Here is a 19197-nt window from a genome sequence, read left to right on the forward strand (position 1 = left end):
TTCTTCATCCGGCCGATCACATGTTCCACGCGGGCACAGACCCTGCGGTGCTCGGCGTTGTCGTCCTCCTCGGCCTGCAGCAGAGGTCGCCCGGGGCGTTTGCGGTGCGGCACCGCCGTATCGCAGTTGAGATGGGCACCGTCAGCGAGCACAGTCACGCCCTGACAGTGCTCGCTGAGCCCGGAAGCGCGCCAGGCATGGGCGTCCGCCGTGGTGCCCGGCACCGGACGCGCAGCTGCTCGATGGCGGAGTCCAGGTAGCGGGGGGTCCAGAGCGTATCCGGGGCAAATGGCTGAATGGTGGGTGTTCGTGCAGGGAGAACGTTTGCGGTCGTGTCCGCAAGAGAGCGGTATCAGGGGGTCTCGTGGCGGGGGCACGTCATGGCCTGAGGCAGCGTTGTCGCGCCAGGTGACTTTGAACACCTGCTCCTTCGACAGCCCCGGCGGATAGGGTCGACCACGTCCGCGAGATCGCCGAAGCTCTGGCTTTGGGCACTGAGGAGTCGTCGATGCGCCATCCGGACCCGCGGTATGCCGCGCGGCTCGCCACGTATGGGACCGTGGCCACGCGTCTGACCCTTCTGAGTGACCGTCGGCTCGGCGAGGTCGTGGCCTCCGCAGCCCCGCTCGGGTCCGGCATCGGCGGCAGGTCTGCGGAGCTGGACATCGATGGCACGCGGGTGTTCGTCAAGCGGGTCCCCCTGACGGACGCCGAGTTGCAGTCCCAGAACACGCGGTCGACGGCGAACCTCTTCGGACTGCCCATGTTCTACCAGTATGGGGTGGGCTCAGCGGGGTTCGGGGCCTGGCGAGAGCTGGCCGTGCACGTCATGACCACCAACTGGGTCCTCGGGAACGAGTACGAGGGCTTTCCACTGATGTACCACTGGCGTATCCTGCCTGACTCCCCTCCCGAAGGGTTCGCCGACGAGTTCGGGGGCATCGACGGTGCGGTCGCGCACTGGGAGGGCTCATCGGCCGTGCGTGAGCGTCTGGAGGCCATCGGCCGATCTTCGTCCAGCCTGGTGCTCTTCTTGGAACACGTCCCGCAGACGCTTGGCGACTGGCTGCACGACTACCGGACCGCCGCGCCGGAGGGCGGGGAGGGCTCGCCGTACCCGTGGGTGGAGGAGGCCCTTTCGCGAGGGACTGCCTTCATGAGCTCGCACGGACTCGTCCACTTCGACGCCCACTTCGCCAATGTCCTGACCGACGGCCGGCTGCTGTACTTCGCGGACTTCGGACTCGCCCTGAGCTCCGGCTTCGAACTGTCAGCGGCCGAGGCAGAGTTCCTCTCCGACCATCTCACGTATGACCGCTGCCACACCGCGAGTCATTTGCTCCGCCACCACCTGCCCGATGGCCTGCGCGGCGGGATGGAACACGAGGCGTTCCTGCGCGAGTGGATCGCCGGCCACCGGCCCGATGGCGTCCCGCGCGAGATCGCCGCGATCATCGACCGGCATTCCCGAGCTGCTGTGGTCTTCGGCGAATTCGCCCGTCGTCTGCTCACCGAGAGCAAGCGGACGCCATTTCCGGCCGCCGAGGTCGGGCGAGCCTGGCGCACCTCTTCGGTCGCGGCGCCTCGCTGAGGCCGGACTGCGGCAGAAGATCGCCGTCAGGATGCTTCGGGATGGGTGGTGTGCCGGGGGCCGAGGCGGCGCCGCAGTTCGAGGTTCTCGCTCTGGGCGGCTTCCAGGGGCCTGCCTCAGGGCTTGGACCTCGTCGCGGTGCCGCCGCTTGGGCTCGGCGAGTTGAGCGGTGAGGGTGCGCGCGGTCGAGGCCGGTCTGCTCGGCAAGAAGACCGGCCGGGGCTTCCACGACTACGCGACCGCGTAGGCCTCAGCGGCGGCAGGCCGGCTCTGACAGCAGCGCCGGGTGGTCCGCGACCACCGTGCGGGAGCCTGGAGCGATCTCGGTGAAGCCCGCGTCCCGGACGAATAGGAGCCCGCTCGCCGTGAGCGAACCGGTCTGCTACGAGCTGCGCCGGTCGGCCGAGATCGGTCAGCAACTGCAGCCCGGACGCCCCTCTCGACCGCTCACCACGCCCCCAGGGGTTTCGCCTTCGAGGAGCCAGCGTCTCGGGGGCTGGCCATCGTCCCCTGCCAACACGCGCGGAGTGCGTCAGTCCGTCCACGCGCACGGCTTGCCGCCGGCCAACGGTATCCACACGGCTTGAGCGGGGCCGTGCTGCTCAAGGTCCTCCAGCACGGCGGCTCCCAGCCGGGCTTCGTGGGCGAGGGCCGCTACGAGCGGGTGGTGAGTAACCATCGCCTGCAGATCGCTCATCCGATTCTCCAGCCTGGCCCGGGAGGCACCGGTGAGCACGAAGAGCACGCGGGGAAAGACCGGATACCAGCGCAGCCAGGCAGGACCTACGGGCGCCTGCCTCCGTCGGCCGGCGGGCTGGGCCTCGTACTGGAACAGGCGGGCGTACTCGATCAGTTGCACGGCCAGCCGCTCGCTGCTCATGGTGCTGCGGTCGACTTCCACGAACGCGCGGAGCTTTCGGCGGTGCTCGCTCTCGACGACCGTGTAGTGCATGAGGGCGTCGGCGACGATCCGTTCGCCCTCGCCGATGGAGTGGGACACCTTGGGGGTCCAGTCCCAGGAGCCGTGCTCGTGACCGAGCCGGCGGGCGTCTTGGGCGAAGGCGAGGTGGGTGCGCACGACGGCGAGCGTGTGCGGGGTCTTCAGCGACGCTGCCGTGGTGGAGGTGATGGGGTAGGGCGGCCGCCCCCGCAGGACGGGCAGGTCCCGGGTCAGCCGCGCGCCTTCCTGCGTGAGGTACCAGGCCTTGGTGCGGGTACGGTTCGCGTCCGGCAGCACCGTGCAGTCGACGAAGCCGTCGGAGCGCAGCCTGTTCAGAACGCGGGACAGCAGCTGTCGTGTGCCGTCCGGGCGCAGCATCCGGCGCAACTGGCTGGTGGTGGCGATGCGGTGCTGGGCGAGTGCAGCCAGCACTTGGTGGGCCAGGGGCTCAGCGGGGCTGGCGACAGCCCCGTCGCCGGAGTGCTCCGTGCGGCGCTGCTCATGCGATGTTTCCTTCCGCGGCCGTGGCGGTCTCCGGCCGAGACCTTCGGTTGCGCTTGAGGAAACCCGCGGGGCCCGACCAGACCCCCGACCACAAAGCGCCGACCATGATGGCGATTCTTGAAATCGGTTCTGGCCGCAGTTCCGTGAATCCCCAGGTCAGCAGTAGGAACGCGGGATCGTTTCGGCAGCGTACTTCCTGCCGTGGCGAGCAAGGCGGTTGAGGATGTGCTGTTTCCCGGGATCGATGTGCGGGTGGAGGGGATGAGCGACTCCTCCGGCATCCTGGTGGTGGAGGCGGTTTCGACGGCCCGTCCCGGCCGGTGCCCGAACTGTCGCAAGCAGGCCCGCCGCGTGCACAGCACGTATCAACGCACCCTGGATGAGCGGCCGTTGGGTTCACGCCGAGTCATCGTCCGGCTGCGGGTGCGCCGGTACTTTTGCGACCGCAAGAGCTGTTCCCGTACGACGTTCGTCGAGCAGGTACCGGGTCTGTCCACGCGCTACCGCCGGTCCAGTACCGGGCTGGCGAGCTGGCTGCGGTCGATCGCGATCGAGCTCGGCGGCCGTCCCGCCGCACGGCTGTGCTGCCGACTGCGGCTGACCGCGGGCCGAACCCGGCTGCTCAGGCTGCTGACGGCGCCGACGGCGCCGACGGTGCCGGACCGTGCCCCGCGGGTGCTGGGGGTGGACGAGTTTGCCTTCCGCAAGGGCTGCACTTACGGCACCGTGCTGGTCGACGTCGAGGCCGGCCGGGTCGTGGACGTACTGCCCGACCGCACCTCCGAGACGTTCGCGACCTGGCTCACCGAGCATCCCGGCGTCGAGATCATCTGCCGGGACCGGGCCACTGCCTACACCAAGGCGGTCAAGGAAGCTGCCCCCAATGCCCTCGAAGTCGCGGATCGCTGGCACCTGCTGCAGAACCTGTCCGCCGCGGTGGAGAAGACCTGCCACCAGCACCGCGACTGCCTGCGCAAACGTGCCGAGGACGAGACGGTCACCGAGGTGCCGGAGGCGGCCCCGATGCTGTTACCGCCCGCGGAACTGCCCCGCACCCAGATCATCGAACGCACCCGCCACCGCTACGAGGACATCCACCGCCTGCTGGAGAAACGCTGGACGATCAGCGCCATCGCCCGCCGGCTGAACCTCGACCGCAAGACCGTGCGCCGCTTTCGCGACACCGACCTCGACGAGCTGCCGGCCTCCGCCCGCGACCGCCGCCCCAACGGCGTCCTGGAGCCCTTCAAGGCATACCTCAACGCTCGCTTCACCGAGGCGCAAGGCCAGGTCAGCGGCACCCGGCTGTTCCTGGAGATCCAGGCTCGCGGCTACCGCGGCAGCCGCCAGGTCGTCCGCAAACACCTCGCCGCTCTCCGCGCGGGCACCGCCGAACCGATCCGGGCCGACATCCCGAGCCCTCGCAAGATCACCTCGTGGATCATGCGGCCCCGGGAGACGCTCACCGAAAGCCAGGACGAGTGCCTCCTTCAGGTCCGGCTCGCCTGCCCGGACATCACCCGGGCCTGCGACCTCGCCCGGGCCTTCGCAGATCTGGTGCGTCACCGGCGCGGATTCCTGCTGCTGGAGTGGATCCGCCAGGCCGAACGGGACGCACCGAAGCCGATGCAGGGCTTCGCCGGCTTCCTCCGCCAGGACCTCGACGCCGTCACTGCCGGACTCACGCTGCCGTGGAGTTCCGGTGCTGTCGAAGGGAACGTGAACCGTGTCAAAACGCTCAAGCGAGCGATGTATGGCCGGGCCTCATTCAACCTCCTCCGCACCCGCATCCTGATCCGCCCATGAGATGGTGAGGCCGCACGCAAGGGGCGTGCACCCACGGATTCGAGAGGACTCATGCATGCCTGAGCGTGACCTCGATTCATCCTGGCTGCATGCGTGGTGTCAGCAGGTTTCACAAGGCGTGAGCCAGCTGATGGAAACCTTCGAGGAGACGCACGGCTACCCCGCGGGGGACAACGAGGTGGCGCTGGCCGACGATGAGACGCGGGACGCGGTCACCCTCCTGACGAACCACCGGTCGGAATGTGTGGCCCTGCTGTCGCTCTTCGCCGTGATCGACAGCGTGTCTCTGCCCGACATCGGCAACGGGTACTTCATCCACCCGCCCTCTACCGTGACTGCGCACCTGGACGAGTACGGCACGGTTCCCCTCGAGAATGGCGATCATGGAATCGTCTTCGGGAGCGACGGCGGCGGCAATCTCTTCGCTCTCGCGGCCAACGGCACGGTCCACAAGTCCAGGACTGCATCCTGGAACGACGAGTTCTATGCCGTGGCCGCCAGTCTGCGCGACTTCCTTGAGCAACTTCACGATGTCATTGGTCAGTTCGCCGCCACGGGCCACCCCGGGGCTCTCTGAACTTCACGCACCGCCTGTCCACACGCGTCCTTCGTGAGTTCACGGAACTGCGGCCAGAGCCAATTTGGTTCTGGCTCGCTTTCCGTGATGCGCGCATGCTGAGTGACGGCTGACGCTGCGGCCGGGCTTGGGGAAGTTGCCTGGAAATGATCAGGGCCGGTCTTGGTGTGGTCGTCAGTGCGGCGTTGTGGGAGAGGTGGCGCCGCGTCTGGAGGGTCTGCTGTTGCCGTCCATCGCGGACGTGTCGGTGCTGTCGCTGGACGTGAGCCGCGAGGCGGTACGCGTCGGCGTCTGCAGTACGGCGGCCGGGGCGGCATGCCCGGACTGTGGGAGCGGGTCGACCCGGGTGCGCAGCTCTTGCCTGCGGTTTCCTGTGGACGTGCCGAGTGGGGGACGTCTGGTGGTCCTGCAACTGCGAGTTCGGCGGTTTTTCTGTCCGCAGTCTTCGTGTGCTCGGTTCATGTTCGCTGAGCAGATGCCGGGACTGACCCGGCGGCATGGCGGGTGGACGAAGCGGTTGCGGTCGGCTCTTGCCGCGGTGGTCTCGCCCTTGCCGGCCGGGCTGGCGCCCGGATGGTACGGGTGTTCGGGGTGTCCATCAGCCGCAGCGCGGTGTTGCGGCTGCTCGAGGCTTTGCCCGAACCGGAAGTCCCGGCCCCGCGGGTGGTGGGGGTTGATGGGTACGCCCCGCGCAAAGGGCGGGTCTACGGCACGGTGCTCGTCGGCGTCGGGACCGCCGGCCGGTGGATCTGCTGCCTGACCGGGAGGCGTCCAGCCTGGCCGCATGGCTGGCGAAGCGACCCGGGATCGAGGTCGTCTGCCGGGACCGTGCGCCGTTCTTCGCGCAGGGCGCCACAGCCGGGGCACCACAGGCGGCGCAGGTCGCCGACCGCCGGCATGTGTGGCACGGCCTCGGCCAGGCCGCCGAGCGGGCTGTCGCCCGCCACCGCCGGTTGCTTCGCGTCCTGGTCCCCGATTGCGAGGGGGAGGCTGACGAACCGGCGCCGGCCGAGGAGAAGGCGGACTCTTCATGGCGGAGCGAGCGGGTTCGCCGACCGGGTCCGGGCCCGGAACGCCACGGTCCACGCGCTGCTGGGAGCCGGCCACGGCCGCCGTTCCATCGGGCGTCAGCTCCACATGACCCACCGCGCCGTCAAAAGCATCGCCGGCTGTGTCGGTTTGTGAGGGAGTCGTTTCGAGGTGACTTCGGGAGTCGTCTGGCGGCGAGCACCAGGATCAATGTCAGTGGCTTTCCGTGTCACTCGAGTGCTGCGGCGCCGTCCGCTTGGTCATGATGAGAGCCGGAACATCCCTTCATAGGCGTCGGGGACCGGCCGACGGCCGTGCGGCGGATCAGGGGCTTCGGCTCAGCGGCGCGATACATCCGCACCGCGTGCCCGCACGAATCCAACGGGTGCTTCGTCGGGCGAGCCTCAGGCCCCGATACCACCCGAACGGCGCTGTGAGGTTCCTCGATACATCGATCTTTTCGTGATCAACTCTGACCGGATAAGCGGAAGTCACACGGTCGGAAGTGCCGTTTTGCCCTCGATCTGCTAGGAGTGTCTCGGCATGCGTAATTTCGGATTGCTCGGTCGGAGTTCCGTGGCAGCCTTGGGTGCGGTTGTGTTCTGCGCTCCGCTGGCTTCAGCTGCTGCCGCCTCATCCGTGGCTGACGGCCAGCAGGGCGAGCGGGTGCTGTCACTGGTCGCGAAGACCACTCAGTTCACACCGAACGGCTCGGGCGATGCCCAGGGCAACGGGTTCACGCTCGCCAACGACCTCTTCCGCGACGACGAGAGGGTCGGCTCCGGCGGTGGAGGCTGCACCATTGTCCGCCTCGAGACAGGAGCGAGCACCGGCACTCTGCAGTGCTCCATCACCTTCGCCCTCAGCGACGGTGACATCACGGTCCAGGGCTTCGCTCCCTATGCCCCCCCGCCCCGCGACTTCAACCTCTCGATCAACGGCGGCACGGGGAGCTACGCGGCAAGCCGCGGCTACGTGCACGGGCACACCGTGGACGAGACAACCACCGAACTCACATTCCACATCGTGCCCTGAACGACGCGCTCCCCAAAAGCCGTGACGCCGGGCCTGAACAGGCGGCGGGTGTGGGACGAGGTTGATGATGCGCAGGCCGCGTTCATGCTCGGCGCAACCTCCGGGATGGTGGGGTCCGCAGGACTCGGGGGGTGCCGCGATCTTGCGTGTCGTGATCCCTCTTTCTCGCCGGCCGTGCGGCCGTGCCGTTGCCGGAGCTGGTCGTAGTGGGCCACCGACGGCAGCGGCCGGGTGTCGGGAGGGAGGTGGGACAGGTTCCAGTCGGACAGGAACGTGACCGTGCCGCCCGTCTCCTCCTGCGACTGGACGGAACGGCTTCTGGTGGGCTTTGCGGGCTCGGTGAAGGTCTCGCCTTCGGCGAGCTTGCGGGCCTTGAGCGCGACGGCGTCCGCGGTCAGGGCGTCAGCCCGGTGGGCTGCGGCGAGTGCGGCGGCGACGTGTTCGTGTTCCCTGTGACGGCCCAGCAGCAGCACCTCGGTCATCGCTCTGGTGCCGGCCGCTTCGCCGTGGGCGGCGCGGGCCGCAGTCCACCAGGCTTCGTGGACGGGGGTGAACTTCCCTGCGGCTTTGGCCTGTTCGAGGGCACTCGCTCCGGGAAAGGCTCCTGGCTTGCGCAGGAGAGCCTGCAGGTAATGGTCCAGGACCAGGCGGGACTCACCCCGGCCGCTGAGCCGTTCGTGACGGGCGACCACGGTGCGGCCGTGGTGAGCCGCTGCTGGCGGGACGGGTCGTCGAGGTCGGCGAGGCGGGCTCGGTGCTGGTAGTCGCGGCGGGTGAACTGCATGTCGTCCGGGACGATCCGGTAGTCCGCCGCGAGCAGCTTGGCTGGCGTGGTCGGCCGGGGCAGGAAGTTCGGCTGGTGGATGGCGCACAACCTGCCCGGCTCGGGCGGGTCAGGGGGTGATGAGGCGGCTGGTGAAGCCGTCGCGGATGAGGGATTCGTACGCGGCATGTAGGTCCTGCGGGACCTTCTGCTCGATGGCGAGACCGAGCTTCGGATACTCGATGACCCGCTGGAGGTCGTCGACGAGCATGTCCAGGACGGGCTTCTCGTCGCCGATGCTCTTCAGGTAGTCGTCGAACTCCAGCGGCGCCGACGCGCAGAGGATCTCGGCGTCGGGCCACAGCTTGCGGGCGGTCGCGAACGATCGCCTTTCCATATAGGGCTTGGAGACCAGCAGCACCGTCGTGGGGTGGACACCGGCGGCGGCGAGGACCTCACGCGAGAGGGTGATGTTCTGTCCAGTGTTGGCCGCGTTCGGTTCCAGCAGGATCGCCTCGGCGGGGACGCCGAGGTCGACGGCGTGCTCGCGGAAGTGGACGGCCTCCCCGCGCGGGAAGGCCTTGGCGGTGGTGGGGCTGTTTCTGCCGGTGAACACCAGGGTCGTCAAGAGCCCGGAGCGATACAGCTCTGCGGCGTGGGCGGCGACGCCGAGGTCGTGGCTGCCCAGTCCGATCGCTGCGTCGACGGGCCGAAGCTCGTGCTGCATCTGGTGGTGGTCCCAGATCAGCTTGGCCTGGCGCCACTGGTCCTCGGTGTTGGTCTGCTGGTTGTCGCTCAGGCGTTTGTCTTCCTGGTCACCGTTGCCGGGGGCCGGTCGGCCCCTCGGTCATGGCCTTGATGCCCTCGGTGCTGCGCAGTTGGTGCACGAGTCCGTACTGCGCGGCTGTCCTGGCGGCCCGGTCGAGGACGAGGGGTCCATCATCGCGGGTTGCCGCGTCGGAGAGCAGGATGTGGCCATGAGCGGTGTCCAGTCGCACGCGTTGCATCGGTGATTCGGTGGTCCCGCTGTTGCGGGCGATGTCGATGAAGTGCAGGGCCTGGGTGAGGTCGCCAGCGCCGCGGCGGGCGAGGGCGAGTTTCTGGTGGGCCACCGACCAGTCGTCGGGTTCCGAGAGGTCCTCGAAGTCGCGGGTCGCGGCCTGCATGACGCGGGTCGCACAGTCGTGGTTTCCGTCCTTGCTCAGCGCGGTCACCACCCACAGCCGGGCCCTTGCGCGGTCGCGCCGGGAGAGCCGGTCATCGACGGCAAGGGTCTCGTAGTTGCGGGCGGCGATCTCCAGCTTCCCGGACATCTCGGTGACGACCGCGAGAGACAGGTCGAGCTGGGCGACGCGGCGGGGGATGTCGAGCTGGGTGAAGACGGAGCGGGCGCCGGCATAGGAGTGCTGGGCCGACAGCGGACCGAGCACGGCGCCCTGGTCGCGCTTGAGATCACCTGGCAGGGCGGTCGAGCGGGCGAAGAGATACAGACCTTTCTCGTCCAGCTCGGGGGCCTTGAACCGGCCGAGCCACCGGGTCAGGAGGCTGTCCGCAGACCGAGGGATTACAGGGCGGCGAGCTGCCGCCTACCTGATCTTGGTACCCTTTGAGCGTGGCCGCTGTCCAACTCCCGGCCAGTCACCGCCTGTTCCAGCGTCGGCGGTGAGTTCCACGGCCGCGGGGCTGTTGTCGGTCGTGCGGGTGTAGGCCTCGGCCATCCTTGACACCGCGCTCGGCCGCGCGGACGCCGCCGTCCACCTGCGGTTCGAGACGCTCTTATCCGAGATGACCACCACGGTGACCAGGGCCCGGCGCCGCGTCACCGCCTCCGGGCCCCGGGCCTGGGAATACGAGTCCTGGGTGCGGAGCTTCCTCGCCTGCTGGCAGACGTGCACCGTGTAGTTGTTGTGGTACCCAAGCCCTGTCCCAGGGCTTCACCGTCGCCCGCGACCGCGAGACCCGCGCTCGCGGCCGAGCGGCTGCTGTTCGGACGCGTCCGCACCCGCTGACCCCTGGCTGCTCAGTCGCAGGGCGAGCCGCAGGGCCCTGGCCTCCAGGCCGGTCCAGTGGTGCACGGTCGCCACGCCTCACTCGATGTCGGGCTGCAGACGGGGGGTGGAGAGGTCAGCCGGTGCAGCCGGTGATGGTGCCTTCCGGGGCACAGTTGTCCGGGACGTTGAAGCGTACCCTGGAGCCGTCCAGCGACACCGTGCTGCCGGTAGTGTTGAAGATGCCGCCGCCGCTGTTGGGGCCGCCGTTCGCGGTGTTGCGCACGACCGTGGAGCGGGTCAGTGACATCGAGCCGCTACCGTCGTTTCGGATGCCTCCGCCGGTGTTCCCCGCGGTGTTGCCGCGTACCGTGGAGCGGTCCAGCGTCGCCGTGCCAATGTTGTAGATGCCGCCGCCGTCCGTCGTCGCGGTGTTGTTGCTCACTGTGGAGCTGTTCAGCGTCAGCGTGCTGCCGGTGTAGTTGAAGATGCCGCCGGTGTCGCTGGCTGTCGCGGTGTTGTTGCTCACTGTGGAGCTGTTCAGCGTCAGCGTGCCGCCGTAGTTGTAGATGCCGCCCACGAATGACGCACTGTTGCCGCTCACCGTGGAGCTCATCAGCTTCAGGGTGCCGTTGCTGATGATCCCGCCAGCGGCGTTCCCCGCGGAGTTGTCGCGTACCGTGGTGTGGTCCAGCGTCAGCGTGCCGCCGTTGTCGTTGTTGATGCCGCCGCCGTTGTTGGACACGGAGTTGTTGCGCACGGTGGAGCGGATCACCGTCAGTGTGCCGCCGAGGTTGGAGATGCCGCCGCCATTGGTGCCGTTGCCGATGCCGTTGGTGATGGTCAGGGTTGTCAGCTGCACGTGGAAGCCGCCGTAGTCGACCGTCACGGGGGCGCCTGTCCCGCCGCCGTCGAGGACCGCGTTCCGGACGCCGATCAGGTTCAGGTTCTTGTTGATGATGAAGTTGCCGACGCAGGTCCCTGACACCTGCAGCGTCGACCCCGGGGCGGCGTCGTTGATCTTCTGCTGCAGGTCGTCGGCGGGGCAGTGCACCTCGGTGGTCTGGACGGCCGTGGCCGGCACCGCCCCGAGCAGGCAACCCGCTCCCGCCATCACCGTCGCCACCCACCGGTGCCGCGCCGCCCGGGCCGCTCGCATGACCATTCAGCTTCTCCCGTCTGAGGGCGGGGCAGGCCCTTCGGCTTCCCCGCTGCGTGGGACCAGGGATGCCCCCGCGTGGCGAGAGAGGCGCCCAAGGCCGTCCTCGCGTCCCCCGAGCGGCCGGGAACGATGACCGGAACGGCTCACACCCACGACGCGCTGCTGGGCGGTGGACGGGGAGGCCGCGGAGGACGGGGCCGGCTGCTGTGCGGTGCGCGTACGTCCCGAGGTCGGCTCGGTCTTCTCCGTCAGCGATATGACGGCGGTCAGTACAACGAGTGAGGCCGCCGATACGTGGACGCCCAGCTCCGGCGTTGCCGAGAGGCTGCACACCAGGTGCCGGTGGTCAGGGTCGGCCGTGTCGAGGATGCGGACGAGGAAGTCTCGGGCGCGGGCGAAGGCCTCGTGGCGTAGTCGTACTGAATCCGGTCACGGGCGGCGATCGTGTCGGCGGCCTGCTCGAGCGCGGCGATGAACGGGTCGTTCGCGGCCCGCAGGACGGCGGTACGCATGAAGTCGTCGATGCTCTGGCCGGCGACCGCCGCGGCGCGCTGGACCTGGTCCAGCTCGGCGGCGGTCAGAGGCACTGTGAAGGCTTGAGCCTGGGCGGCGTCCATGCCGGGACCGTACCAGCGCCCTGTGGGGCCGTCAGGGGCCGTCAGGGCTGTGCTGCGCGTTGACCGAGGGTGCGTGGCCAAGGCTGCGACGGTGCCACGGGGACGTGGTGTCCCGGTCGGTACCGGGGCGCTTGATGTCACGGCCCCAGCACTTCTTCGAGCAGAAGCGGGGCGCGTAGCCCTCTGTCAGAGGGCTGGTGTCCTGACCGTCCAGTGGTCGGCCACATGGTCAAGTCCCGGCGGCGCGGAGGGCAGCCACGGTCCTGCGCGCCACGCCTTCAAGGCGCAGACGATCGCGCTCGATGCTCTCTCGCATAGCCGTCGCGTCCGTCTCGGACCAGCAGACTTCGTCAATGACGTCTGGGTCCTCAAAGCAGGCATGGAGCAGTGTCCGGCTGACCTGCGCGTACGCGCCCTGCGCGACGGCGGCTCTGATGAGGAGAGCACTCTCAAGGTCGGATCCATACCGGGAGATATCTCCCTGCGCCTCATCGTGCGTTGCGTAGCCCCACTCTCCGGCCATGGCGTCAAGGAGTTCTGGGGTGCAGTCGCCGAGGTGGTCAGAGCAACGGGTGATGGCCCAGTTCATCATGCTGTGGCTGCATTGCGATGTCTGGCAGAGTTCAACGACCATGTCCTGGGTGATCACCAGGCGGAAACGCCGCTCGCCGCACGAAACGACGATGTCCTCGGCGGGGTCCAACCTCTCCAGCGTGATCAGGGCGGAGGGTCCCGCCTGCGTGAGGATGCCGGTCAGCTCCATCACGGTGCCGTAGGGAACGAGGGTGCCGAGCAGGCGGGACTCGAACATCCGCGGCGCCCAGCGCCGCGCCACCGGCGCCGGCCTCGACCTGGAAGACGCCAGCCTCACCCCCTGCACCTTCGAATGCCCCCCACGCTCCGCCCACCCCGACGCCCCCTACCACCGCTTGACCCAGTTCGACGGCCACGCCCGCATCACCGACCCCGCCGCCCTGACCGCCGCCATCTGCCGCGGCATCGGTCGCGCCCAGTCCTACGGCGCCCGGCCTGCTCAGCATCGCCCCCGCCTAACCCAATGCTGCGCAGCACCCGACCCCTTGTGGAATCGACAGGAGAGCCTGAGATGGGCGAGACTCCACGTGAACGCGACATCGACCTGCGCCGAGCGAGCATCAGCCGTCTGATGTACCTCAAGCAGCAAGGCACCTACTCCAGCGAACACCTCCGAGTCGTCGCGGACGCCTTCGGCTGCGACAAGCGCACCGTGCGCCGCTGGATGGACAACGCCGCCGAGAACAACGGCGTCTACACCCCCAAGCCCCGCGACAGCTTCACTCTTACCCAGGAGATGCGCGACGCCGTCGCCCGCTACTGCGGCAACATCGCCGCCGCCTACCGCGAACTCAAGAAGGAAAGCCGTCTCGGCGCCGAACCGCCGTCCTACGCCACGTTCTATCGCGCCGTCACCACCCACTTCACCCCCGGCTTCCTCGCCGGGCTACGCAAAGGCGAACGCGCCCGCCGGGCCTTCGACGTGCACTTCAACCGCCCGCCCGGCTTCCGTAACGACGCCTGGGAAGCCGACCACGTCGAAGCCAGCGTGTGGGTCAACGTCAACGGACACCGCTGCAAGCCGTGGGTCACCTGGTTCGTGGACTGCACCACAACGGTCATCTGCGGCCTGTGCGTCTCCGCCCAAACCCCCAGCCAGGAAAACGTCCTCGTCGCAGCACGGGCCGCCCTACAGCGCGGAGGCCAGTTCGGCGCCTTCGGCGGTGTCCCCAAGCTGGTCCGCGTCGACCGAGCCAAGGAGTTCCTGTGTAAGAGCGTCGAAGCGGCCATGGGCGTCTTCGGCGTCGTCCGCGTCGACCTACCGCCCTACAGCCCCGAGCAGAAGGGAACAGTCGAAGCCGTCAACGAAGCCGTCAAACAGATGTTCTTCGTCACTCTGCCGGGCTACACCGAAGCCCCCAGCACGAGCCGCCGTACACGCAAGAACAGCCGCACCCGCATCGACCCCGACGAAAAGCTCCTCACCTACGAAGCATTCATCCGGCACCTCCTGCAGTGGGTTCACGAGTGGAACTACGAGCACGTTCTGACGAAACAGAAGCGCACACCTGCCCAACTGTGGGAGGAAGACCTCACCCCCATCTACGACGTCAACCCGGCCGAACTGCACACCTACACCCTCAAGGACCTCGAACGGCCGTACACCATCAACGGCGACGGTATCCACTGGGGACCCCGCCGCTACATCGCTCCCTTCATGAACGGCCGCAAGGGCATGAAGGTACGGCTGCGCTACATGCCCAACCACCTCGACGTCATCGACGTCTACGCCGCCAAGGACTACACCTACCTGGGCCCGGCCATCCTGCAGAACGCCGCCAGCCCGGAGCAAAGAGCCGAAGTACGGCGCGCCGCCCGAAACCAAGCCAGCCGCCTGCGGACGACCCTGAAACGAGTCGAACGCCATCGTCAAGAACGCTTCGAGGCCGACACCGTGCCCACCGTCCCGCGGCCTGTCCACGACCTCACCCAGGAGCAGGCCGACGAACTCCTGCGCGGCCAGCACCGTGAAGAGATCGCCCGAGAAGCCCGCACCGACCTCATTCCGCTGCCCGATCCTTCCCCGTCGTGGCAAGCGCCCTCCGACGATCACCCTGCCAGCCGTCCGCCCTCCAAGGATCACAGCCCGCAGCCCCTTGCCCCCAGGCTCCCCAGCCCTTCCCCCTCCTGGGACGCATCCGCCACCGAACCGGACGAGGACACCGCCCATGAAGACACTGATTGACACCAACCCGCCTGCCGACGACCACTACCTGGGACTGGTCGGCGCCAGCCTCGTGCCCACCACGGCCTCCCGCCTGACCCAACGACACCTGCAATCGGCACTCAACGCAAAGCGATGGTGTGCATCCACGGAGACGTGGGCCTCGGTAAAACCCTCGCCGTCAACACCAGCCTGCGTGACCTCGCCCCGCACACCCTCTGGCTCGAATGCCGCAAGGGCGCCAGCCTCACCGCGCTGTGCTCCACACTCTTCCGCCTGCTGGAACTGCCCGGTGAAGAACCCAGCCACATCGACGACTACGACCTGCTGCTGCGCAAGGCGTTCTCAGAACAGGACCGCGTGCTCGTCTGCGACGAAGCTCAGGGACTGACCAACCAGGCCCTGGACTACCTGCGAACCCTCTGGGACGCCAAGAGGTTCACGCTCGTCCTCGTCGGCGGAGAGAACTGCCTGCGGCGCATCCGCAGCCGGCCCGCCCTCGCCTCGCGGATCGCCCTCTTCCAGCAGTATCACCCCCTCACTCCCGACGAAGTCCTGGCCGTCATGGCCAGGTACCACAAGCTGTGGCAAGGCGTCCCTGCAGAGGACCTGCTGTGGGTGAACGACGTCGCATGCCACGGCAACTTCCGGAACTGGGCCAAGACCACCTTCCACATCCAGGAAACCCTCGAAGCAGATCAACAAGACGTCGATGAGGTCGAAAAGGAACGGGACAATCGGCAGCGACTTGAGTGGTTCAGCAGGGACACCGTCCGCATGGTCCTCAGCTTCCTGGACTCCACCGTCCGCGGCCTGCCTGGCGGACCGCCCGGATACCTGTAGCGCCTGCTGCGCCGACTGCCGGGTCAGGCGGTTCCGGGCCGCCGCCCCGGTCGGGCTCCTCTCCGACGTCAAGCGTGTCCGGGCGGCAGAGGTGAGCTCGGGGCGGTGGGGCGGGCGTTGATCCAGGAAAGGCCGCCGAGGTCGAGTTGGTGGCGGGCGCGGGTGACGGCAACGTAGGCGAGGCGGGCGTCGGTGTCGGTGATGGGTTCCGGGATGGGGCGGCCCTGGTCGTCGAGCTGGTCGGTGTCGTTGGGGGGGGCGGGAAGTCGTTGCCGATCTGGACGGTGGGCCACTCGCGGCCTTTGGCGCTGTGGGCGGTGGAGACGGTGACCTCGGCGTGTGTCTCGTCGGTGAGCTGGTCGACGGCGGCGAGGATGGCGTCGATTCCGTGGGTGTCGACGAGGTCGACGAAGGGCTGAAGGTCGCGTCCGGCCGGGTCGTGTGCGGAATAGTCCTGTAGTTCGCCCCAGGACGGGAAGAGAACGAATTCGGGGTGGCTGGTGCGGCGGCCGTTCTTGAGATCGCGGGCAGCAAGGGCGAGTTGGGCCAGTTGCTGTCCTCCCCGGGTGAGGGCGACGCGGAAGCCGGCGGCAAGCAGGCGCATGACCTCGGCCATGGCGCCGATGTTGGTGCGGCACAGCACGGCGTCGGGACGGTCGAGCGCGCCGACGTCGGTGGCGAGGGCTGGGGTGCCGGTCAGTCGGATGGGGGCGTCGGCGAGGGCGAGCCACCGGTTGGCTTCCTCGGCGATGAGGGGGCCGAAGCGGAAGGAGCGGGTGAGGGTGAGAGGGGTGGCGTTGAAGCCGGTCATCACGTCCCGGGCGCCGCGCCAGCCGTAGATGGCCTGGGCGGAGTCGCCGACCATGACGAGCTGAGCATGATGGCATTGGGCGCTGAAGACCTTCTCAAGGACGGGGTTGGTGTCCTGGGCCTCGTCGAGGAAGAGGAAGTCGGCCTCGATTCTGGGCTCGGTCAGGGCCCACATCTTCAGGTAATGATCATGTTCGAAGCGGATGATCCCCTGCTCGGGGTTGTGCAGGTCGGCCCAGGCCTTCCGAGCGAACGGCAGGAGCTCGTGGGCGAGTTGGGACTGTTCGTCGGCGGTGTCGAGGCCGCGTAGGTGCGGCACGTGGCGGTGGTCCAGGGTGCGGTCGGCGGAGTAGCAGTAGCGGGTCACGGCGCGCAGCACGGTGTGGGAGAGCGTCCTGGTGCTGATTTCGTGTTGGCCGATGCGGACCGGGCGGGTGATGCCGAGTGCCTGGCCGGTCTTCCAGGCCGGCTGACGGGGGCTGTTGAGCGGACTTGTGTAGCGGTGGCCGAGTGCGGCGTAGGCCATGGCGTGGGCAGTCCTGCACTGCACCGTGCGGGGGAAGCGGGTCGTGGCGTCCTGGGCGATGCTCTTGGTGAAGGCGAGGTAGCGGCCGCGGCGGCGGGTGCTGGCCGCGAGCAGGCCGAGCGTGCTGGTCTTCCCGGTCCCGGCGCCGGCCTGCAGGACGAGATGGTGACCGGTCCGGAAAACGTCGGCAGCGTGCGCCTGTTCGTCGGTAGGTGTGTGCAACAAGGGCTCCGCGAAAGAGAAGAGAAGCATCGGGGGGAGAAGAGTGAGTACAGCGGTGTCCACTGCCGTCCCGGCAGGGCGCAGCTTGCAGGATGAGCTCACTGCGCTGCCGGAATGCAGTGGTGACGCCGGCTGGGATGGACGCGGGCCGCGCACACCAGGACTTCTTCGAGGGTGTGGTGGACGAGCAGGCTCTCGAGCCGGTTCTCCAGGCGTCGAGCACGTTCCTGCGGCGCATGCCGGGCAAGGTCCGCGGTCACCCACTGGCTGAGCACCTCCTGCGGCCGCTGCCCGAGGACTGCTGCGATCCGGTGGAGGGCAGCATCGGCCGAGGGGCTGAGAGCGATGTTGAGCGGAACCTGGCCGCGCCGGTCCGGGTAGTGCGTGGTCAGGGCGTCGATCGGCAGTTGGGTGCGCAGCTGGCGCCGTAGCACGTGCAGGGAACCGCCAGGGCTGGGCCCGCTCTGGACGCCACAACCAGGAGCGGTCCGCGTTGGCGGACAGCCGGACACTTTCGCGAGTGTGCCGGAGCTCGGTGTGGGTGGCGGGCCTGGGCAGGGTGATCTCGACGACATGGAAGGGCGTCATGGGCGGCCTGCCACGTCTGCCCTGCCCGTGGGGCCTGGGCGTCGGGTGCGGGTGGGAAGGCGGTTGTGGATGTGCTCGTGGTGGCGGAAGGGGTCGAAGGGCTCCCAGTCGGCCACTGCCAGGTCGGCGGCCTGGGGATGGCGGCGTGCTGCAGGCAGCGCTGAGCGCGCCAGCGCAGCTGCTCGGCGTACGGGATGCTGCCGAGGTCGTAGATGGCCATAACCGTGGTGGGGAGGGCCAGCTGACCGCTCGTCGCGATGGCCGGGACCAGCGTCCAGGTGCCGACCGGGGCATCGGGAGAGAGCAGAGTACTGGTGCAGCGGTGACGGCGCCGGGTCTGGGCGACGCACTGGATCTCGTCCACCGGCCGGACAGCGAGGTAGCGGATGTACAGCAGCTGCACGACGGGCCGGGCCGGGCGGCAGACGGCCGACTGAGGTGCCGGGCCGCCCGGCGAGGCCGGGGGAGGGGTAAAGGAGCCGGCGTCGATCAGGCGACGGGTGTGCACGGCCAGCGACCGGCGCAGCCCGGCCAGTTCGGGAGGGGTCGGGGGAGCGTCTCGGGCGGGGCAGACGACGGCGTGCGGCAGACGGCACCAGCTACTGCCGTCTCCAGCCGGGTAGGCGACACCGGAACTGACGTGCCAGCGGCACGAGGCGGGTACCCAGGCGGCCGGCAGTTCGTGCGAATGAAGGCGGACAGGCTGCCGCTGAGTGCCCCGGTGGTACCACTCGATCCGGTTGCCGCACTCGCGGCACCGGGCGCTTTGGCCGCAGCGCAGGAGTCGGCTGACGCCGTCAGGGGAGACGTGCAGGGAACGGCGCACGCGGTGGCTGACCAGGCTGCCGTCCCAGCGCCGGGCCGGGGGAGGAGGTGTGGAGCGCATGCGGGCGAACCTGCCAGCCAACACGCCGGATCCGTGGCAGCAGCTCTGTCGGATCGCCCGGTCAGCCTCGTACGGTGCTACTGGAGTGCGAAAGCGTGATCGCGCATTCGAGGAGGTCTCGCCGGTTCGGGTGATCTGCGACAGCTGCCCGGACGGGGAGTCAGTCCCGGGTCGGGCCGGGCAGGTCGTGCCCGCGGCACAAGGTGCTGAAGAGCTCGTCGATCGGGGTGTCCAGGGCGTGGGCGAGGGCATGCCAGGTCTTCAGCGTGCCGATGGTGCGGCCCTGCTCGATCTTGATGACGGTGCGTCTGGCCAGGCCGCTGCGGGACGCGAGCTCGTCGTAGCTCCACCCGCGCGCGGCCCGCAGACGCGCGAGTTCCAACCGCAGCGCGTCGAGGTCCGGATCGGGCGGCAAGATCGTCACCCGTCCATCCGACGGTGCAGACCCCTGCCCTATTTCCCCAGGTGACGCCAGTAGCAGAGGGCAGAGGTCTGCACTACGGTGGGCGGCCGCCCCCACGACCAAGGGCACAACCAGCGCGGAAGCAACTG

18 protein-coding genes and 4 pseudogenes are annotated in these 19197 nt (G+C 68.7%); 9 read left to right on the forward strand and 13 right to left on the reverse strand.

What is annotated here, in order from left to right; genetic code table 11:
- Positions 1-239, reverse strand: a pseudogene (locus tag ABZ865_RS41345) (transposase family protein); the annotation flags it as partial.
- A 269-nt stretch (positions 240-508) separates the two neighbouring features.
- Here ABZ865_RS41345 and ABZ865_RS41350 point away from each other — a divergent pair.
- Positions 509-1591 carry a protein kinase family protein gene (locus ABZ865_RS41350; RefSeq protein WP_361242512.1) on the forward strand — a complete coding sequence of 361 codons (1083 nt, stop codon included), beginning with the start codon at positions 509-511 and terminating at the stop codon, positions 1589-1591.
- A 532-nt stretch (positions 1592-2123) separates the two neighbouring features.
- On the opposite strand, the gene ABZ865_RS41355 is transcribed toward ABZ865_RS41350, so the two are convergent.
- The gene (locus ABZ865_RS41355; RefSeq protein ID WP_361242572.1) at positions 2124-2960 is read right to left on the reverse strand and encodes a replication-relaxation family protein; all 837 of its coding nucleotides are present in this window, start codon (positions 2958-2960) and stop codon (positions 2124-2126) included.
- A 336-nt stretch (positions 2961-3296) separates the two neighbouring features.
- Between ABZ865_RS41355 and ABZ865_RS41360 the strand changes: the two genes are divergently transcribed.
- The 5 genes from ABZ865_RS41360 to ABZ865_RS41380 all read left to right on the forward strand — a co-directional run bounded on the left by ABZ865_RS41360 (position 3297) and on the right by ABZ865_RS41380 (position 7482).
- Positions 3297-4841, forward strand: coding sequence for an ISL3 family transposase (locus tag ABZ865_RS41360; protein WP_361242515.1), 1545 nt, complete (start codon positions 3297-3299; stop codon positions 4839-4841).
- Positions 4842-4896: 55 nt separating this feature from the next.
- On the forward strand, positions 4897-5418 hold the full coding sequence (locus ABZ865_RS41365) for a hypothetical protein (protein WP_361242517.1): 522 nt from the start codon (positions 4897-4899) through the stop codon (positions 5416-5418).
- A 346-nt stretch (positions 5419-5764) separates the two neighbouring features.
- A complete protein-coding gene (locus ABZ865_RS41370) occupies positions 5765-6178 on the forward strand; it encodes a hypothetical protein (RefSeq protein ID WP_361242575.1) in 414 nt (137 codons plus the stop codon).
- A complete protein-coding gene (locus tag ABZ865_RS41375) occupies positions 6162-6713 on the forward strand; it encodes a transposase (RefSeq protein ID WP_361242520.1) in 552 nt (183 codons plus the stop codon). Before ABZ865_RS41370 ends, ABZ865_RS41375 begins: the two co-directional genes overlap by 17 nt.
- 277 nt (positions 6714-6990) lie before the next feature.
- The gene (locus tag ABZ865_RS41380) at positions 6991-7482 is read left to right on the forward strand and encodes a hypothetical protein (protein ID WP_361242523.1); all 492 of its coding nucleotides are present in this window, start codon (positions 6991-6993) and stop codon (positions 7480-7482) included.
- On the opposite strand, the gene ABZ865_RS41385 is transcribed toward ABZ865_RS41380, so the two are convergent.
- The 7 genes and pseudogenes from ABZ865_RS41385 to ABZ865_RS41415 all read right to left on the reverse strand — a co-directional run bounded on the left by ABZ865_RS41385 (position 7419) and on the right by ABZ865_RS41415 (position 12823).
- Positions 7419-7964: a hypothetical protein gene (locus tag ABZ865_RS41385; protein ID WP_361242526.1), complete on the reverse strand. Its 546-nt coding sequence runs from the start codon at positions 7962-7964 to the stop codon at positions 7419-7421. The genes ABZ865_RS41380 and ABZ865_RS41385 overlap by 64 nt on opposite strands.
- Before the next feature lie 221 nt (positions 7965-8185).
- Positions 8186-8356: pseudogene (locus ABZ865_RS41390) on the reverse strand (WbqC family protein); the annotation flags it as partial.
- Positions 8357-8375: 19 nt separating this feature from the next.
- On the reverse strand, positions 8376-9044 hold the full coding sequence (locus ABZ865_RS41395; RefSeq protein ID WP_361242578.1) for a YdcF family protein: 669 nt from the start codon (positions 9042-9044) through the stop codon (positions 8376-8378).
- Positions 9045-9060: 16 nt separating this feature from the next.
- Positions 9061-9798, reverse strand: a pseudogene (locus tag ABZ865_RS41400) (hypothetical protein); the annotation flags it as partial.
- Positions 9799-10369: 571 nt separating this feature from the next.
- On the reverse strand, positions 10370-11398 hold the full coding sequence (locus tag ABZ865_RS41405) for a hypothetical protein (RefSeq protein ID WP_361242529.1): 1029 nt from the start codon (positions 11396-11398) through the stop codon (positions 10370-10372).
- 263 nt (positions 11399-11661) lie between these two features.
- Positions 11662-12012 (reverse strand): hypothetical protein, encoded by a 351-nt coding sequence (locus ABZ865_RS41410; RefSeq protein WP_361242532.1) that lies wholly within the window; start codon positions 12010-12012, stop codon positions 11662-11664.
- 229 nt (positions 12013-12241) lie between these two features.
- Entirely contained in the window at positions 12242-12823 is a 582-nt protein-coding gene (locus tag ABZ865_RS41415; protein ID WP_361242535.1) for a hypothetical protein, read from the reverse strand.
- Here ABZ865_RS41415 and ABZ865_RS41420 point away from each other — a divergent pair.
- The 3 genes from ABZ865_RS41420 (at position 12798) to ABZ865_RS41430 (ending at position 15613) form a co-directional block, all read left to right on the forward strand.
- A complete protein-coding gene (locus ABZ865_RS41420) occupies positions 12798-13178 on the forward strand; it encodes a type I-E CRISPR-associated protein Cas6/Cse3/CasE (protein WP_361242538.1) in 381 nt (126 codons plus the stop codon). The genes ABZ865_RS41415 and ABZ865_RS41420 overlap by 26 nt on opposite strands.
- The gene (locus ABZ865_RS41425; RefSeq protein ID WP_361242540.1) at positions 13118-14791 is read left to right on the forward strand and encodes a Mu transposase C-terminal domain-containing protein; all 1674 of its coding nucleotides are present in this window, start codon (positions 13118-13120) and stop codon (positions 14789-14791) included. Before ABZ865_RS41420 ends, ABZ865_RS41425 begins: the two co-directional genes overlap by 61 nt.
- Before the next feature lie 114 nt (positions 14792-14905).
- Positions 14906-15613, forward strand: coding sequence for an ATP-binding protein (locus tag ABZ865_RS41430; protein WP_361242543.1), 708 nt, complete (start codon positions 14906-14908; stop codon positions 15611-15613).
- Positions 15614-15681: 68 nt separating this feature from the next.
- Here ABZ865_RS41430 and ABZ865_RS41435 read toward each other — a convergent pair.
- The 4 genes and pseudogenes from ABZ865_RS41435 to ABZ865_RS41450 all read right to left on the reverse strand — a co-directional run bounded on the left by ABZ865_RS41435 (position 15682) and on the right by ABZ865_RS41450 (position 19069).
- Positions 15682-17201, reverse strand: a pseudogene (locus ABZ865_RS41435) (UvrD-helicase domain-containing protein).
- Positions 17202-17269: 68 nt separating this feature from the next.
- The gene (locus tag ABZ865_RS41440) at positions 17270-17605 is read right to left on the reverse strand and encodes a hypothetical protein (RefSeq protein ID WP_361242546.1); all 336 of its coding nucleotides are present in this window, start codon (positions 17603-17605) and stop codon (positions 17270-17272) included.
- Positions 17560-18897, reverse strand: a complete 1338-nt coding sequence (locus ABZ865_RS41445; RefSeq protein ID WP_361242548.1) for a DUF6083 domain-containing protein — start codon at positions 18895-18897, stop codon at positions 17560-17562. The genes ABZ865_RS41440 and ABZ865_RS41445 overlap by 46 nt, the downstream gene beginning before the upstream one ends.
- Positions 18806-19069, reverse strand: coding sequence for a helix-turn-helix transcriptional regulator (locus ABZ865_RS41450; protein WP_361242551.1), 264 nt, complete (start codon positions 19067-19069; stop codon positions 18806-18808). Before ABZ865_RS41450 ends, ABZ865_RS41445 begins: the two co-directional genes overlap by 92 nt.
- Positions 19070-19197 lie beyond the last annotated feature (128 nt).

The sequence above is a fragment of the Streptomyces sp. NPDC047085 genome (genome assembly GCF_040643735.1).
Classification (GTDB): Bacteria; Actinomycetota; Actinomycetes; order Streptomycetales; family Streptomycetaceae; genus Streptomyces.

Excerpts from the sequence above, each read along its gene's own strand:
- ABZ865_RS41350 (WP_361242512.1), top strand. The coding sequence starts at position 509 with ATGCGCCATCCGGACCCGCGGTATGCCGCGCGGCTCGCCACGTATGGG.
- ABZ865_RS41360 (WP_361242515.1), top strand. The coding sequence starts at position 3,297 with ATGAGCGACTCCTCCGGCATCCTGGTGGTGGAGGCGGTTTCGACGGCC.
- ABZ865_RS41365 (WP_361242517.1), top strand. The coding sequence starts at position 4,897 with ATGCCTGAGCGTGACCTCGATTCATCCTGGCTGCATGCGTGGTGTCAG.
- ABZ865_RS41380 (WP_361242523.1), top strand. The coding sequence starts at position 6,991 with ATGCGTAATTTCGGATTGCTCGGTCGGAGTTCCGTGGCAGCCTTGGGT.
- ABZ865_RS41385 (WP_361242526.1), bottom strand. The coding sequence starts at position 7,964 with ATGACCGAGGTGCTGCTGCTGGGCCGTCACAGGGAACACGAACACGTC.
- ABZ865_RS41405 (WP_361242529.1), bottom strand. The coding sequence starts at position 11,398 with ATGGTCATGCGAGCGGCCCGGGCGGCGCGGCACCGGTGGGTGGCGACG.
- ABZ865_RS41410 (WP_361242532.1), bottom strand. The coding sequence starts at position 12,012 with ATGGACGCCGCCCAGGCTCAAGCCTTCACAGTGCCTCTGACCGCCGCC.
- ABZ865_RS41415 (WP_361242535.1), bottom strand. The coding sequence starts at position 12,823 with ATGTTCGAGTCCCGCCTGCTCGGCACCCTCGTTCCCTACGGCACCGTG.
- ABZ865_RS41425 (WP_361242540.1), top strand. The coding sequence starts at position 13,118 with ATGGGCGAGACTCCACGTGAACGCGACATCGACCTGCGCCGAGCGAGC.
- ABZ865_RS41430 (WP_361242543.1), top strand. The coding sequence starts at position 14,906 with ATGGTGTGCATCCACGGAGACGTGGGCCTCGGTAAAACCCTCGCCGTC.
- ABZ865_RS41445 (WP_361242548.1), bottom strand. The coding sequence starts at position 18,897 with ATGCCCTCGCCCACGCCCTGGACACCCCGATCGACGAGCTCTTCAGCA.